This window comes from Leisingera sp. M523, from assembly GCF_025141335.1.
Classification (GTDB): Bacteria; Pseudomonadota; Alphaproteobacteria; order Rhodobacterales; family Rhodobacteraceae; genus Leisingera.
Window position 1 is genome coordinate 2,379,876 of sequence record NZ_CP081036.1, and the last position, 16,495, is coordinate 2,396,370.

The 16,495-nt window shown below is 63.0% G+C and carries 12 protein-coding genes; 7 read left to right on the forward strand and 5 right to left on the reverse strand.

What is annotated here, in order from left to right:
• Positions 1–21: 21 nt before the first annotated feature.
• Both K3557_RS11735 and K3557_RS11740 read left to right on the forward strand, forming a co-directional pair.
• On the forward strand, positions 22–486 hold the full coding sequence (locus K3557_RS11735; RefSeq protein WP_259994031.1) for a (2Fe-2S)-binding protein: 465 nt from the start codon (positions 22–24) through the stop codon (positions 484–486).
• Between the two features lie 4 nt (positions 487–490).
• Positions 491–2,731 carry a xanthine dehydrogenase family protein molybdopterin-binding subunit gene (locus tag K3557_RS11740; protein WP_259994032.1) on the forward strand — a complete coding sequence of 747 codons (2,241 nt, stop codon included), beginning with the start codon at positions 491–493 and terminating at the stop codon, positions 2,729–2,731.
• 45 nt (positions 2,732–2,776) lie between these two features.
• Here K3557_RS11740 and K3557_RS11745 read toward each other — a convergent pair whose 3' ends face one another.
• From K3557_RS11745 to K3557_RS11760, 4 genes are all read right to left on the reverse strand, one after another.
• On the reverse strand, positions 2,777–3,415 hold the full coding sequence (locus K3557_RS11745; RefSeq protein WP_311198471.1) for a GNAT family N-acetyltransferase: 639 nt from the start codon (positions 3,413–3,415) through the stop codon (positions 2,777–2,779).
• Positions 3,304–4,083: a gamma-glutamyl-gamma-aminobutyrate hydrolase family protein gene (locus K3557_RS11750; RefSeq protein ID WP_259994033.1), complete on the reverse strand. Its 780-nt coding sequence runs from the start codon at positions 4,081–4,083 to the stop codon at positions 3,304–3,306. The genes K3557_RS11745 and K3557_RS11750 overlap by 112 nt, the downstream gene beginning before the upstream one ends.
• A 121-nt stretch (positions 4,084–4,204) precedes the next feature.
• Positions 4,205–4,633, reverse strand: a complete 429-nt coding sequence (locus K3557_RS11755; RefSeq protein WP_259994035.1) for a heme-binding protein — start codon at positions 4,631–4,633, stop codon at positions 4,205–4,207.
• 114 nt (positions 4,634–4,747) lie between these two features.
• A complete protein-coding gene (locus K3557_RS11760) occupies positions 4,748–6,895 on the reverse strand; it encodes a malate synthase G (protein WP_259994036.1) in 2,148 nt (715 codons plus the stop codon).
• A gap of 224 nt (positions 6,896–7,119) precedes the next feature.
• Between K3557_RS11760 and pepN the strand changes: the two genes are divergently transcribed.
• The 3 genes from pepN to K3557_RS11775 all read left to right on the forward strand — a co-directional run bounded on the left by pepN (position 7,120) and on the right by K3557_RS11775 (position 11,591).
• Entirely contained in the window at positions 7,120–9,675 is a 2,556-nt protein-coding gene (pepN, locus tag K3557_RS11765) for an aminopeptidase N (RefSeq protein WP_259994037.1), read from the forward strand.
• Complete coding sequence (locus tag K3557_RS11770) at positions 9,668–10,126, forward strand: hypothetical protein (RefSeq protein WP_259994039.1); 459 nt, start codon at positions 9,668–9,670, stop codon at positions 10,124–10,126. The genes pepN and K3557_RS11770 overlap by 8 nt, the downstream gene beginning before the upstream one ends.
• Before the next feature lie 160 nt (positions 10,127–10,286).
• Entirely contained in the window at positions 10,287–11,591 is a 1,305-nt protein-coding gene (locus tag K3557_RS11775; protein ID WP_259994042.1) for a hypothetical protein, read from the forward strand.
• Positions 11,592–11,633: 42 nt separating this feature from the next.
• Here the strand turns inward: K3557_RS11775 and K3557_RS11780 are convergent, their stop codons facing one another.
• Positions 11,634–13,979 carry a Tex family protein gene (locus tag K3557_RS11780; protein ID WP_259994045.1) on the reverse strand — a complete coding sequence of 782 codons (2,346 nt, stop codon included), beginning with the start codon at positions 13,977–13,979 and terminating at the stop codon, positions 11,634–11,636.
• 275 nt (positions 13,980–14,254) lie between these two features.
• Between K3557_RS11780 and gatB the strand changes: the two genes are divergently transcribed.
• Both gatB and K3557_RS11790 read left to right on the forward strand, forming a co-directional pair.
• Positions 14,255–15,766 carry an Asp-tRNA(Asn)/Glu-tRNA(Gln) amidotransferase subunit GatB gene (gene gatB, locus K3557_RS11785; RefSeq protein WP_259994047.1) on the forward strand — a complete coding sequence of 504 codons (1,512 nt, stop codon included), beginning with the start codon at positions 14,255–14,257 and terminating at the stop codon, positions 15,764–15,766.
• A 218-nt stretch (positions 15,767–15,984) separates the two neighbouring features.
• Entirely contained in the window at positions 15,985–16,482 is a 498-nt protein-coding gene (locus K3557_RS11790) for a DUF4177 domain-containing protein (RefSeq protein ID WP_259994050.1), read from the forward strand.
• The last annotated feature ends 13 nt before the right edge of the window (positions 16,483–16,495 follow it).

Genomic DNA, 16,495 nt, shown 5'->3' on the forward strand with positions numbered 1-16,495 from the left:
AGCAGCAAGGGAGTCTCCGCCATGCCAACAGACCTGCGCATCAACGGAAAGACACATCAAGTGGACCTGCCGGATAACGTGCCCCTCCTGTGGGTTCTGCGCGATGAGGTTGGCCTCACCGGCACCAAATTCGGTTGCGGCGTCGCCGCCTGCGGCGCCTGCACCGTGCATATTGATGGCGCGGCGGTGCGCTCCTGCCAGGTAGCGCTGTCCGACGTTTGGGGTGAAGTGACAACCATCGAGGGTCTCGGCACGCCCGAGGCAATGGCGGCAATCCAGCAGGCCTGGGTTAAGCATCAGGTGGCGCAATGCGGCTATTGCCAGTCCGGCCAGATCATGCAGGCGGCCAGCCTTTTGGCGGAAACCCCGGCCCCATCAGACGCCGAGATTGACGAGGCGATGCAGGGCAACCTATGCCGCTGCGGCACCTATCCCCGCATCCGGGCCGCCATCCATTCCGCCGCAAAACAGATGCAGGAGGCGTAATCCCATGGCCAGCATCGCAAAAATCGCCCGCCGCACCTTCCTCATCGGCTCTGCCGCTATCGTCGGCGGCGTTGCCTTTGGCGCCTATTACGTCAGCCGCCCTGCCCCTAACCCGCTGCAACCGGGCGACGGCGAAGCTGCACTGAACCCGTTTGTGCTGATTGATAAGAACGGCGTCACCCTGTTTGCCCCGCGTGCCGAAATGGGCCAAGGGGTGAAAACCAGCTGGGCCGCGCTGATCGCGGAAGAGCTGGATGTGGAACTGGATCAGGTGCGGGTGCTGCACGGGCCTGCCGCCAAGGCTTATTACAACTCAGCCTTCATCGCCGATGCGCTGCCGGGCAAAGGTTATGACAGCAGCAATTTCAAGCATTCAATCGGCGAAGCACTGGGGCATCTCGGCAAGGTGCTGAACCTGCATGGCACCGGTGGCTCCACCTCGATGAAGGACGGCTTCGCGCGGATGCGTCAGGCCGGCGCCGCCGCCCGCGAGACGCTGAAACAGGCGGCAGCGGACCGGCTGGGCATCAGCCGCAGCCAGTTCTCCACGGCCAAGGGGGCGGTGATTGCACCGGATGGCACGCAGATCCTCTACAGCGATCTGGCCATGGAGGCCGCCAAGCTGGACCCGGTGGAGGCCGATCTGCGCCCGCGCAACGACTGGCGGCTGATCGGCAAATCCCAGCCCCGGATCGACATGGCGGAGAAATCCACCGGCACCGCCGAATTCGGCATCGACGTGCGGCTGCCGGGGATGAAGTTTGCCGCATTGCGCATGAACCCGCGCCAGGGCGGCGGCATGGCAGGCTTTGACGCCGCAGCGGCCATGTCCATGCCCGGTGTGGAAAAGGTGATCAGCATGGGCGTTGGCGTCGCAGTGGTGGCCAGCAATACATGGCTCGCCATGCAGGCGGTGGATGCCATCGAGGTAGACTGGGAAGACGCCCCCTATCCGCCGGAAACCGATCAGATCTTCGCCCGCATCGCCGCGGCCTTTGACGACGCTCCGAACTCGGTGCTGCGCGATGACGGCGATGCGGATCAGCTGCCCGCAGGCGCAACTGAACTGACGGCAGACTACCAGGTGCCTTACCTGGCTCATGCCACAATGGAGCCGATGAATGCCACTGCCCTGCTGGAGGATGGCAGGCTGACCGTCTGGTGCGGCAACCAGATGCCCACGTTCACCCAGTCGAAATGTGCGGCAGAGGCCGGGCTGGACGCCGAACAGGTGGACATCCGCACCACCTATCTGGGCGGCGGATTCGGGCGACGGGTCGAATTCGACTATGCAGTGTTCGCCACCCGCATCGCCAAGGACATGCCCGGCGTGCCGGTGCAGCTGACGTGGAGCCGCGAGGAAGACATGCGGCACGACATGTACCGCCCCGGCGCCATGGCCCGGATGCGCGGCGCGGTAAAAGATGGCACGGCGGTGCTGATGGATGGCAAGGTGGCAGCGGCCTCGCCCACCGAACAGGCGATGAAACGGCTGGCGGATTTCACCCCCGCAGGCCCGGACAAGGTGCATGTCGAGGGGTTCTTCAACTCCCCATACGCGATCCCGAACTACCGGATGGCCGGGCATGTTTCGGACGTGCAGATCCCGGTCGGTTTCTGGCGCTCTGTCGGCAACAGCTTCAACGCCTTTTTCGTCGAAAGTTTCATTGATGAGATGGCCCATGCGGCCGGCACCGACCCGCTGGAATTCCGCCTGGACCTTGCCCGCCGCGAATGGGCGCCTGCCGCAGGCGTGCTGGAGGCGGTCAGGGAGATGTCCGGCTGGACCGGCAAAACACCCGATGGAGGGGGACGCGGCGTTGCCCTGTGCTACAGCTTCGGCACGCCGGTGGCCGAAGTAATCGAGGTGGCAGAGGAAGACGGCAGCATCCGCATCGCCAAGGCCTGGATTGCCTGCGACATGGGCCGGGTGATCGACCCGGAAATCGTCAAGGCCCAAATGTTCGGCGGCATGGCATACGGGCTGTCGGCGGCCTGCTTCGGCGAGATCACCTTTGCCGATGGCGCCGCCGAACAGGGCAACTTCCCGGACTATGACGCCCTGCGCATGCACACGATGCCCAAGACCGAAGTGAAGGTGCTGGAAACCCAGGCTCATATGGGCGGCGCCGGCGAGCCCGGCACCCCGCCAGCTGCGCCGGCGCTGGCCAACGCGCTGTTCGACCTCACCGGCAAACGCGCGCGTCGTCTGCCTCTGATGCACGCGTTTGATCTTCTGGTCTGAAACGGTTTGCGGCCTGCCGCGCGGGGCGGGCCGCAGGTTCTTCGCCTAGCCCAGGATCTTGACCATCCGGTAGTTGTGAATTTTCACGCCGCCACGCTCAAATTCGCACCGCTTATCCAAGGCAAATCCCGCCCGTTCGAAAAAGCCGCGCGCCGCTTCGCTCGCCTCGACATACAACAGCCCGATCCCCTGACGCAGCGCAGCCTCTTCCAATTTGCCGTAGAGCATCGCCGCTACGCCCTGCCCTGCCGCACGGGGGTGGCAGAACAGCATGTCGATATGGCCGTCCGCCTCAAGATCAATGAATGCCGCCGGCACATCTGCGTCATCCGCCGCCACCCAAACTGCCCGGCCATCGGATAGTTTTTTCCGGAACGCTTCGCTGGATGGCACCTCCGGGCACCATGCGCGGATTTGCGCAGGAGAATAAAACCGGCTGGCAATTCCATGAACAGCGGATGCAAAAACATCCGCCAGCGCCGCTGCATCACCTGCTCTGAATTGCCTGATTCTGCAGGAAACTGGCCTGCCAGCGGTCTCAAGCCGCATATTAATTGCCATATTCGAACCTTTTACGCTGACCGCTGCAAACCAGCCTGCGCCTTGCCAGCCGCCCAGGCCCTGACCGCATCGCCGAACGCCTCGAACAGCGGACGTGATACCGGATCGCTGGCCGCATCCCATTCCGGGTGCCACTGCACAGACATCGTAAACCCGGCTGCGTCCTTGATATAGACTGCTTCGGGTGTGCCATCGGGCGCCTGCCCGTCAATCACCACGCGGGTGCCCGGGCGTTTGATCCCTTGCCCGTGCAGCGTGTTGGTCATGACTTCTTCGGCCCCGAACAATCGGTGGAACACTCCGCCGGAGCTGAATTTCACCGTGTGGCGCAGGGCAAATTTCTCTTCCAGCGTGCCGTCTGGCGGCATCCGGTGGTTCATCCGCCCCGGCAGGTCGCGGATTTCCGGGTGCAGCGTGCCGCCCATCGCCACGTTGACCTCCTGAAAGCCGCGGCAGATGCCCAGAAACGGCTGGCCGCGGTCAACACAGGCGCGGATCAGCGGCAAAGTGATCGCATCACGCGCCCGGTCAAAGGCGCCATGCGCTTCGGTCTCGGCCTCGCCGTATTCATGCGGGTGCACATTCGGGCGGCCGCCTGTCAGCAAGAAGCCGTCAAAGCTCTCCAGCAGTTCCTCAACCGTCACAAAACGGGGGTCCGAAGGGATCATCAGCGGCATGCAACCCGCCACTTCGGCGATCGCCTCGGAGTTCATGGTTCCGCCCGCGTGGACAGGGTACTGATCGTTGATCAGGTAGGAGTTTCCGATGATGCCAACTTTGGGTCGCGCCATATTCCGCTCTTCTTGTGCTGTATAAAGAAGAACCTAGCCCCCTGCGGGCGCCACATCAACGGGGAGCACGGCGCAACAGACTGTTCAGCCGCGCACAACGCTGCGGAATGTCCTTGCGATGTCAGATTTCGCCCTGCAAACCCGCCGCCTCGATACCGGCCATGGCCGCGACGGCATCATTGTCCGAGCTGTCGCCGGTGACGCCAACGGCACCGATCACAGTACCGTCCGTACCGCGCACCAGCACCCCGCCCGGCACCGGCACCACTTGGCCGCCGTAAACGCCGTTCACCGCCGCCATGAAATAGGCCTGCGCCTCTGCCCGGGCCATCTGGGCGCTGCCCGCCATGCCCAGCATGACCGAGCCATAGGCCTTGCCATGGGCAATGGGGAACCGGCCCGGCGCGGCGCCGTCCTCGCGCTCGAACGCCTGCACATGGCCGCCCGCATCCAGCACCACCACCGACAGCGGCTTCAGCCCCATCTCATGCCCTTTGCCCAAGGCCGCACGGATGATTGCGCGCGCCTGATCCAGTGAAATGTCAGCCATGGGTGTCTTTCCTTCCGTTCGCGTGACGTCACGGAACAGAAAAGGAGGCCAAAAGGCCCCCTTTGACTACCCCTTATTGAAGGGAAACTGTTTCATCCGGTCAGTTTGCCGCGGTCAGCCCGACGCTTCTTGCGCCTTCAGTTCCAGCCGCCGGGCGTGCAGAACAGGCTCGGTATAGCCGGAAGGCTGCACCCGGCCCTTGAACACCAGATCGCAGGCCGCCTGGAAGGCGATGGTGTCGAACCCCGGCGCCATCGCGCGATAGGTGTTGTCGCCGCGGTTCTGCTCATCCACCACTTTGGCCATCTTGCGGAGGGAGCCCATCACCTCGTCCTCAGTGACAACACCATGATGCAGCCAATTGGTGATATGCTGGGCGGAAATCCGGCAGGTGGCACGGTCCTCCATCAGGCCGACGTCGTTGATGTCCGGCACTTTGGAGCAGCCGACGCCCTGGTCGATCCAGCGCACCACATAGCCCAGGATGCCCTGCGCATTGTTTTCCACCTCACGCGCGATCTGGCGCGGTGTCCATTTGCGGTAAGTCGCCAGCGGGATTTCCAGGATGCCATCAACATGGGCGCGGCGGCCGCCGACCATAAGCCGCTCCTGCACCGCGAATACATCGACCTTGTGGTAATGCAGCGCGTGCAGGGTGGCGGCGGTCGGGCTTGGCACCCAGGCACAGTTGGCGCCGGATTTCGGGTGTTCGATCTTCTGTTCCAGCATTGCCGCCATCATGTCGGGCATCGCCCACATGCCCTTGCCGATCTGCGCCTTGCCGCTCAGCCCGCACTCCAGGCCGATATCCACATTCAGGTTCTCATAGGCGCCGATCCAGCCCTTGCGTTTGATGAAATCTTTGCGCGAAAACGGCCCCGCCTCCATCGAGGTGTGGATCTCATCCCCAGTGCGGTCGAGGAAGCCGGTGTTGATAAACGCCACCCGGTGCTTGGCCGCACGGATGCATTCCTTGAGGTTCACCGAGGTGCGGCGTTCTTCATCCATGATACCGATCTTCACGGTGTGGCGCGGCAAGCCCAGAATGTCCTCGACCTTGCCGAAGATCCGGTCAGTGAATGCCACTTCCTCCGGCCCGTGCATCTTGGGCTTTACCACATAGACCGAGCCATGGGCCGAGTTGCCACCCTCGCGCTTCAGGTCGTGCTTGGCGATCATCACGGTGATCAGCGCATCCAGCAGCCCCTCATAGGCCTCCTTGCCGTCCTGATCCAGCACTGCCGGGTTGGTCATCAGATGGCCGACATTGCGCACCCACAGCACCGCCCGGCCCTTTACGGACATCGCAGAGCCGTCCGGCGCAGTGAAGCCGAAATCCGGGTTCAGACGGCGGATAATACTCTTGCCGCCCTTGTCCAGCTTCGCTTCCAGATCGCCCCGCATCAAGCCCAGCCAATTGGAGTAGGCCTGCATCTTGTCCTCGGCATCAACGCAGGCGACCGAGTCCTCACAGTCCATGATCGCCGACATCGCGCTTTCCAGCCGCACATCCGCCAACCCCGCCTGATCGCGGGCGCCAATCGCATGGGCGCGGTCAAAGACCAGCTCCACATGCAGCCCGTTGTTGCGCAGCAGCACGGATTCAGGCGCCTTGGGGTTGCCGCGGTAGCCTGCAAACTTCTCCGGCTGCGCCAGCGGCAGGTCGTCAATCAGCAGCTGGCCGTCCTGCACATAATAGCGGCGCACATCGGCGTGGCTGGCGCCTGCAATCGGAAACGCCTCATCCAGAAACACCCGCGCCCGCGCCACAACCCGCGCACCGCGGCCCTTGTCATAGCCGCCCTTGGGCGCCGGGGCGCCCATCGCATCAGTGCCATAAAACCCGTCATACAGGCTGCCCCAGCGGGCGTTGGCTGCATTCAGCGCATACCGTGCGTTGGTGATCGGCACCACCAGCTGCGGCCCCGGCACTGATGCAATCTCGGGATCCACATTCTGCGTTTCAATCTCAAAATCCCCGCCCTCGGGCAGCAGATAGCCGATCTCATTCAGGAACGTCTTATACCCTTCGTGGTCATGGGGCTTGTCCCGGTTGGCAATATGCCAGGCGTCGATCTTGGCCTGCATCTGTTCCCGCTTGGCCAGCAGCGCGCGGTTTTCCGGGCCAAACCCGTTCACCAGTTCCGCCAGTCCCGCCCAGAACACCTCGGCCTCGACCCCGGTGCCCGGCAGCGCCTGCTTTTCGATGAATTCCGCCAGTTCCGGCGCGACCTGAATTCCCTGCTTTTCGACCCGGCTCATGACTTGCTCCTTTGGGCGGTACACCACTGTATGCTGTCTCTTAATTAGGGGAGAAGTTTCCGATCGGCAACAAATCAGCCTACCTCTGAAACCGAACTCAATTTCTTGATTATCAAGAAAGTGCTGCGGATTTTTCCAGACCGCCCTTCAGGTCCCCCAATCCGCTTGCAGTCACCTGCCTATCCTCTACACCTTAAAAGGACGCAGTGCCGAGGAGAGCGAGAATGGCCAAAGACACGCCCCAAACCTTCTACCTGAAAGATTACACCCCTTTTGGATACGACGTTGAAAGCGTTCACCTGACCTTCCGCCTGTCGCCGGAAACCACCCGCGTCCTCAGCAAAATCCGCTTTGCGCCCAAGGCTGACGCGGCGGACAAGACGTTCTTCCTGCACGGCGAGGAGCTAAAATTGATCTCCGCCAAAATCGACGGCCAGGAAGTAACGCCGGAACCGGTAGATGGCGGTCTTAAATGCGATGTGCCCAGCGCTCCCTTCACTTGGGAGGCTGAGGTGGAAATCAACCCGGCCGGCAATACCGCGCTGGAAGGGCTTTATATGTCGGGCGGCATGTATTGCACCCAATGCGAGGCCCAGGGCTTCCGCAAGATTACCTATTACCCCGACCGCCCCGATGTGATGTCCACCTTCACCGTCCGGATTGAGGGCGATGAGCCGGTGATGCTGTCGAACGGCAACCCCATGGGCGCGGGCGAAGGCTGGGCTGAATGGCACGATCCCTGGCCGAAACCGGCCTATCTGTTTGCGCTGGTTGCGGGCGACCTGGTCAACCACCCCGGCCAATTCACCACCAAATCCGGCAAAGAGGTGGAGCTGAACATCTGGGTCCGTCCCGGCCCTGATGAGGGCAAATGCGCCTTTGGCATGGAAGCACTGAAAAAGTCGATGACATGGGACGAGAACGTCTATGGGCTTGAGTACGACCTGGAGCTGTTCAACATCGTCGCCGTGGACGATTTCAACATGGGTGCGATGGAGAACAAAGGGTTGAACATTTTCAACTCCTCCTGCGTCCTGGCCTCGCCGGAAACCTCCACAGATGAAAATTTCGAACGTATTGAGGCGATTATCGCCCATGAGTATTTCCACAACTGGACCGGGAACCGCATCACCTGCCGCGACTGGTTCCAACTGTGCCTGAAGGAAGGCCTGACCGTTTTCCGTGACGCTCAGTTCACCTCCGACATGCGCTCTGAACCGGTCAAACGGATCGAGGATGTGATTACCCTGCGCGCCCGCCAATTCCCCGAGGATGGCGGCCCCCTGGCCCATCCGCCGCGCCCCGAGGAGTTCCAGGAGATCAACAACTTCTACACCGCCACCGTTTACGAGAAAGGCGCCGAGGTGATCGGCATGCTCAAGCGGCTGGTAGGGGATGAGAACTACTACAAGGCGCTGAAACTCTATTTTGAGCGCCACGACGGCCAGGCCTGCACCATTGAGGACTGGCTGCAGGTGTTCGAGGACGCCACCGGCCGCGACCTGCAGCAATTTAAACTATGGTACAGTCAGGCAGGCACCCCGCGGGTGAAAGTGTCCGAGGATTACGCCGGCGGCACCTACACCCTGACGTTTGAGCAATCGACGCCGCCGACGCCGGGCCAGCCGGACAAGGCGCCGCGGGTGATCCCGATGGCGGTTGGCCTGTTGTCGCCCAATGGCGACGAGCTACGCGGCACGGAAATGCTGGAGCTGACGGAAGCAAAGCAAAGCTTCACCTTTGACGGCCTCGCCGCCAAACCGGTGCCCTCGATCCTGCGCGAGTTTTCCGCGCCGGTAATCCTGGAGCGTGAGAGCACCAATGCCGAACGCGCTTTCCTGCTGGCCCATGACACCGACCCGTTCAACCGCTGGGAGGCAGGCAACGCGCTGGCCAAGGAGGTCCGTTTGGCGATGGTGCTGGACGGTGCCGCGCCCGATGGCGCCTATCTGGATGCGTTGGAAAAACTGGTGCGCGATGACGATCAGGACCCGGCCTTCCGCGCCCTGGTACTGTCGCCGCCCAGCCAGGCCGACATCGCCCAGACCCTGTTTGAGCGCGGCTATACCCCCGATCCGCAGAAAATCTATGACGCGGCTGAGACCTTTACCCAAACCCTGGCGCAGCAGCTGGAAACCAGCCTGCCCCGGCTTTATGCCGCCACCACGGTCGAAGGCCCTTATGCGCCGGACGCCGATAGCGCCGGGAAACGTGCCCTGAACGGCCGTATCCTGTCGCTGCTCACCCGTCTGGACAGCGGCGAACAGGCCGCGCGCCAATACGCAGCTGCGGACAACATGACCCAGCAATACACCGCCCTCGCCGCGCTGATGAAGGCTGAAAAGGGCGATGCCCAATCCCAGGCCTTCTTTGATCAGTGGCAGGACGACCGGCTGGTGATGGACAAGTGGTTCGCCCTGCAGATCGCCTGCGCGGCGCCACAGAAAACCGCAGCCACCGCAGCCGCCCTGACCAATCATGCGCTGTTCGACATGAAGAACCCCAACCGTTTCCGCGCCGTCTTTGGCGCCTTGGCGGGCAACCACGCGGGCTTCCATCACGCCAGCGGCGAGGCCTATGCCCTGCTGGCAGAGAACCTGATTGCATTGGACAAGCTGAACCCGCAGACCACTGCCCGCATGTGCGCCGCCTTCCAGACCTGGAAACGCTATGACGCCGGCCGCCAGTCGCTGATCCGCGCCCGGATGAGCCGCATTGCCGGCGCGCCGGGTCTCAGCCGGGACACCAATGAGATGATCACCCGGATCCTGGATGCCTGAAACACCGGAAACACGCTCTCCGGCGGCGGATTACAGCTTCTCCCGCCGGGGCCGATCTCCCGCCGCAATACTGGCAACCGGCATCTGGCTGGCGGCGCTGCTGGTGCTGTGCCTCTTGCTGGATGCGGCCGTTTGGCTGGTGATCCTGCTGGCCCTGCCGGTTATTCCTGCGCTGCTGGACCTGATCCGCAACCCCCTGTCTGGCCTCACATTTTCTGAAAACCAATTGGAATGGTTCACCGGAGGCCTGACCGGCAAGGCCGAGCTTGGAGAGATCGACCGCGTGCGTTTTGACACCCGGTGGGATTTCTCAGTCCGCGCCACATTGGTCCTGCGCAACGGCAAATGCATCCGCCTGCCGCAAGAGGCCACCCCGCCGCACACCGAAGCGGACGCCGAATTCCAGGCCCGGGGCATCAGGACCGAACGCCATCATTTCACTGCGTTTTGACGGCGCCGGTCTTGAACTTGCGCATCAGCTGCCATTGCCGCTGCCGCCACCCGCGATTGTTCCCATTGAGGCGTTAACTTCCCCAGTGCCGCCATCTTTGCGCCCCAATGCCTGACGACATTGGGAGCAACGATAAGCTGCCACTCATCAGGAAGCGCAAATGCTCACAACCTCTCGACAGGCACGGGATTTTCTGTCCCGCATTTCAGGTCTGGTTTCCGACCGCTCCAAGCCTGCCGCCACTCCTGTTCCTGTTCCTGTTCCTGTTTCGTCCCCGGCCCCGGCCCCGGCAGAGGAATTGCTGAACCGCCGCCTGGAAGACAGCCTGTCGATCCCGGTCAGCCGCGAACAGGGCGATCCGGATTGCATCCATGCCCAGGACCGCGGCCAGTTTCTGGCCCGTCAAGAGCGCTGGGAGGAGTTGTCCCGGCAAATCGGTGACGCGGATCAATCCCGCGCCGCCGCCCGCTGCGGGCTGCCGCTGGCCGACCTCATCGCTTATGGTGCCCGGGCTGATGTTGTAAACGCAACCGAACATGCGCTGACGGAAAACCAGGATGCCTGCAGCCGCACATTGATCCGCGGCCTGATGGCGTTTGAAGCGTTGCGGGCCGAGAACCGCCACGACCCCTATTTGACAGCGCTGGTCGCCCTTGCCCATATCGACATCGGCTGGGCCTGGCGCGGGACCGATGGGCAAACTGCAGCCCCGCAGGCGAACCAGCGCCGCTGCGCCGCCCATTTCGACCGTGCCGCGGCCTTGCTGGATCCAATTGCAAACGATTGCCAGGACAGCCCGTTCCTGAAGGCCGCACACTGCGCGCTGTTTGCCGGCCGCAATGCCGGGACGCTTCGGATGGCGGATGAATTCGCCGCGCTGATCGATCTCGCTCCCGGCAACCACCGCCACATGCGCACACTCGGCACCCATATGCTGCCGCGCCGGTCCGGCTCCTATGCGGCCCTCGAACTGGAGGCCCGCCGCACCGCCGCGCGCACGGCTGAAACCTGGGGGGCCGGCGGCTACGCTTGGGTCTATTTCGACGCCATTGCCATCGACGATCAGGCCTGCGCCCGTGTTGACTCCCGGCTTTTCCTCGACGGGCTGAAGGATATCGTCAATGCCAACCCCTCACAGGAGATGATCAACCTGCTGGCCGCCTATTGCACGGTTTCCCTGCGCAAGGGTCTGGGCCGGACTCTGCAAGCCGACCTGCCGCGGCTGAAGATTGCCGAGGCTGCAAACTGGCTGATCCGCGATCACCTGACGGAACTGCATCCGCTGGTCTGGGCGCATGCCGCCGAAGGCTTTGACAACAGTGCCCGCATCCGCTCTGTCAGCCGCTTTGCCGCCCGTGGCCATGCCGGCGCGCTTGCTGCCATCGCCGGGCAATTCCGCGAAGAGATCGAAGGCGGGCAACAAATCGCCTTTACCGGCCGGGGCCTGCAAGTCAGCCCGGCGTAACTGGCCGGCATCACGGAAAAGGCGGGGCCATGGCCCCCTTTGCTAAGTTTTCTTGAAGGCATCCATCAGCGCCGCGCCCAGCGCGCCTGTGCCCTGCCCCTTGCCCGGGCTGCCCTTGGGGCTGGCAGAGGTTTTGCCTTTTGCGCCAGCAGGCATGCCGCCCCGTCGCGGTCCCGCGCCCTTGGACGGACCGCGCGCGTTGCGGTCCTCCTTGGCCGAAGCACCGCCATCCTTGCGCATGGTCAGTCCAATCCGCTTGCGCGGCACATCGACCTCGGTGACCGTCACCTTGACCACCTGGCCGGTCTTCACAACCTCATGCGGGTCCTTCACAAAGCGGTCCGCCAACTGGCTGACGTGCACCAGCCCGTCCTGATGCACGCCAATGTCCACAAAGGCGCCAAAGGCTGCCACATTTGTCACCGTGCCTTCCAGCACCATGCCCGGTTTCAGGTCGGTGATCTGCTCCACCCCGTCTTTGAAGGACGCCGTCACAAAAGAAGGACGCGGGTCGCGGCCCGGCTTCTCCAGCTCCTGCAAAATGTCCCGTACGGTGGGCAGACCAAATCTGTCGCTGACAAAATCCTCTGCCCGCAGCCCTTTCAAGGCGTTCTCATCGCCCATGATCTGGCGGATATCGCGCCCGCAGGCCGCAACCACTTTGCGCGCCACATCATAGGCCTCAGGGTGGACCGAGGACGCATCCAGCGGTTCCTTGCCATCCCGGATGCGCAAGAAGCCCGCACATTGCTCAAACGCCTTGGGGCCGAGCCGCGCCACCTTCAGCAACTCCTTGCGGGACATGAACGCCCCATTCAGATCGCGGTGCGCCACAATCGCCTCCGCCAGACCAGGGCCAAGACCCGAGACATGCGCCAGCAGCGGCGCCGAGGCCATGTTGAGATCCACCCCGACCCCGTTCACCACATCCTCGATCACCGCCTCCAGCGATTTCGAAAGTTTGTGCTGGTCCACATCGTGCTGATACTGGCCCACACCGATGCTTTTGGGCTCGATCTTTACCAGCTCCGCCAGCGGATCCTGCAGGCGCCGCGCAATCGACACCGCGCCGCGCAAACTCACATCCAGATCCGGAAACTCCCGCGCTGCCAGCTCGGACGCGGAATAGACCGATGCGCCAGCCTCAGACACCACCACCTTGGTCGGCGCCTTTACCTTCGCGGGCAGATGGTTCAGCACCTCCGCCACCATCCGCTCGGTCTCGCGGCTTGCGGTGCCGTTGCCGATGGCGATCAGCTCGACGCCATGCTCGGCGATCAGTTTGACGATGGACACTTGCGCGCCGCGCAGATCATTCTTCGGCTGAAACGGGTACAGCGTTTCGGTGGCCACCAGTTTGCCCGTAGCATCAACCACCGCCGCCTTGACGCCGGTGCGGATGCCCGGGTCCAGCCCGAGGGTCGGCCGCGCACCGGCTGGCGCTGCAAACAGCAAATCCTTCAGGTTGCGCGCAAACACCTGAATGGCATCCTCCTGCGCCCGCCCCCGCAGATCGCCCATCAGTTCCAGCATCATCGACAGCGACAGCTTCACCCGCCAGGTCCAGCCCGCCACCTTGCGCAGCCAGATATCCCCCGGACCGTTGCCGCCCGCGCCCAGCTCCGCTGCGACCATGGCCTCGGCCCTGGCCGCGCCTTCCTCCGGCTCCGGCCCCACATCCAGCGTCAGCACACCTTCATTTGAGCCGCGCAGCATCGCCAGTGCCCGGTGTGACGGAACATCCGCCCAGCGCTCGGTGTGGGCAAAGTAGTCCGAAAACTTGGCGCCTTCCTGTTCCTTGCCTTCGATCACCTTGGCAGTCAGCACCGCCTCCCGCTGCAGGAACTCCCGCAACCGCCCCAGCAGATGCGCCTTTTCTGTCAGACGCTCTGTCAGAATGTCCCGCGCCCCGTTCAGCGCATCCTTCACCGTTGCCACCGTCTCGGTCACATACCCGCCGGCCAGCTGTTCCGGGTCAGCATTCCGGTCCGCCAGAATAGCATCGGCCAGCGGCTCCAGCCCGTTTTCGCGCGCAATCATTGCCTTGGTGCGCCGCTTGGGCTTGTATGGCAAATAGATATCCTCCAGCTGCGCCTTGGTCTCTGCCTTCGCGATCGAGGCCGCCAGGCCTTCAGTCAGCTTGTCCTGCCCCTTGATCGAGTCGAAGATCGCCGCCCGCCGCTTTTCCAGCTCGCGCAGATATTCCAGCCGTTCTGCCAAGGTGCGCAGCTGGGTATCATCCAGCCCGCCCGTCGCCTCTTTCCGGTAGCGCGCGACAAAGGGCACCGTTGCGCCCTCGTCCAGCAGCGAAACCGCGGCGTTCACCTGTTTCGATGCGGCGCCGATTTCTGCGGCGATAGTCTGGCTGATGCGGGCGGATGTGTCCAATGCGGCCTCCTGAAATTCTGCTCGGGCATCTTTCTTAGCCGCGCTGGCGGGCACCGCCAAGCGAATGTTTCGCCCCCGGCGAAGTGCCGCGTCCAAACCTGAGAGGCTGCGAATGCGCCCTCCCCTTTGCCGGAGGCAAACCTGCGGTTTGACGGGAGGGGCGGGCGCGGCCCGGTCTTTTAGCCCGCGCCAAGTGCCCATTGCCCTCTTGCTCCTCGCCCCGCACAAGCCTAGAACCCTTGCCAACATTGGACATTCGGATACGGCGGAAAACCATGCTCGACCTGACATATGAACTCCCCAAGCCCAAGGTGATCGCGGGCGCCAAGCATGACTGGGAACTGGTCATCGGCATGGAGGTGCACGCCCAGGTCAGCTCCAATTCCAAGCTGTTCTCTGGCGCCTCCACCAAGTTCGGCGCTGAGCCAAACTCCAACGTCGCCTTTGTGGACGCGGCGATGCCCGGCATGCTGCCGGTGATCAACGAATACTGCATCGAACAGGCCGTGCGCACCGGCCTGGGCCTGAAGGCCAGCATCAACCTGTGGTCGGCCTTTGACCGCAAGAATTACTTCTACCCCGACCTGCCGCAGGGCTACCAGATTTCCCAGCTCTACCACCCCATTGTGGGCGAGGGCGAAGTCTTGGTGGAACTGGGCGACGGCACCGCGCGCAACGTGCGGGTTGAGCGCATCCACATGGAACAGGACGCGGGCAAGTCGATCCACGACATGGACCCCAACATGTCCTTTGTCGACCTCAACCGGACCGGTGTCTGCCTGATGGAGATCGTCTCCCGCCCCGACATCCGCGGCCCCGAAGAAGCCGCCGCCTATATCGCCAAGCTGCGCCAGATCATGCAGTATCTGGGCACCTGTGACGGCAACATGCAGAACGGCAACCTGCGCGCCGACGTCAACGTATCGGTCTGCCTGCCGGGCCAGTATGAGAAGTACCAGGAAACCCAGGATTTCGATCATCTCGGCACCCGCTGCGAGATCAAGAACATGAACTCCATGCGCTTCATCCAGCAGGCCATCGAAGTCGAGGCGCGCCGCCAGATCGCCATCATCGAGGCAGGCGGCAAAATCGACCAGGAAACCCGGCTCTATGATCCGGACAAGGGCGAAACCCGCTCTATGCGGTCCAAGGAAGAAGCGCATGACTACCGCTATTTCCCCGACCCCGACCTGCTGCCGCTGGAAATCGAACAAGCCTGGGTCGATGACATCGCCGCCAATCTGCCGGAACTGCCGGACGAGAAAAAGGCACGTTTCATCAAAGACTTCAGCCTGTCGGACTATGACGCGTCGGTACTAACCGCCGAGGTCGAGGCCGCGGCCTACTTTGAAGAAACCGCCAACGGCCGCAATGGCAAGCTGGCTGCCAACTGGGTGATCAACGAACTGTTCGGCCGCCTCAAGAAAGAAGACCACGCCATCAGCGAATCGCCGGTATCTCCGGCGCAGCTCGGCGGTATCATCGATCTGATTTCCTCGGACGCCATCTCCGGCAAGATCGCCAAGGACCTGTTCGAGATCGTCTACACGACAGGCGGCGACCCGGCGCAGATCGTCGAAGAACGCGGCATGAAGCAGGTGACCGACACCGGTGCGATTGAAACCGCCCTGGACGAGATCATCGCCGCCAACCCCGCGCAGGTTGAAAAGGCCAAGGTGAACCCGAAACTGGCGGGCTGGTTTGTCGGCCAGGTGATGAAAGCCACTGGCGGCAAAGCCAACCCGGCTGCCGTGAACAAGCTGGTGGCACAGAAACTGGGCGGCTGATCCGTTTCGGACGCAGTTTTTAAATGGGGCGCCGCTGGCGCCCCTTTATTTTTGCCCCGAAGAGGTCTGAACAGAACCCACTGGGCGGCTTCACGACCTTCCGCTAGCGCATCAAAGATTGCGTTCCGGCAGGCCGCCCCGGGTCATCAAGCCAATTACCTGTCTTGGCCCGCTCCAAATTGCTTGTTACAAGCCCTCAAGCAGGAAGAGTAAAGCAAATGCAAGCCTACGAATACAAGGTTGTCCCCGCCCCGGCCAAGGGCACCAAGGCGAAAGGGGTCAAGACCCCGGAGGCGCGCTTTGCCAATTCGGTCGAGATTCTGCTGAATGAAATGGCTGCCGGCGGCTGGGAATTCCAACGCGCCGAACTGCTGCCGAGCGAGGAGCGGTCCGGTCTTACCGGCTCCACCACCAACTGGCGCAATGTGATGGTGTTCCGCCGGGCGCTGGCCGCGGACCAGCCGGCAGAATCACCCGCACCAGGCCGCAAGGAACCCGCTGCCCCCTCAGTCGAGTTCCGCCATTCCGAGCCGCACACACCACCGCTCACCGCGGCGGCCGGCGATCCGGAAGCGCCGCCGGAGGCAACCCAGGTGCCCGGTCCGGGCGCCGCCAGGATGCAGTCTGATGACGGGGTCGAGGAACTCAGCCCGGTTGCAGGCATGACAGCCGCGCTGAAGAAACGCGCCGAACAAAAAGGCGACGGGGAGAACTGATCCTCCCGCGCCC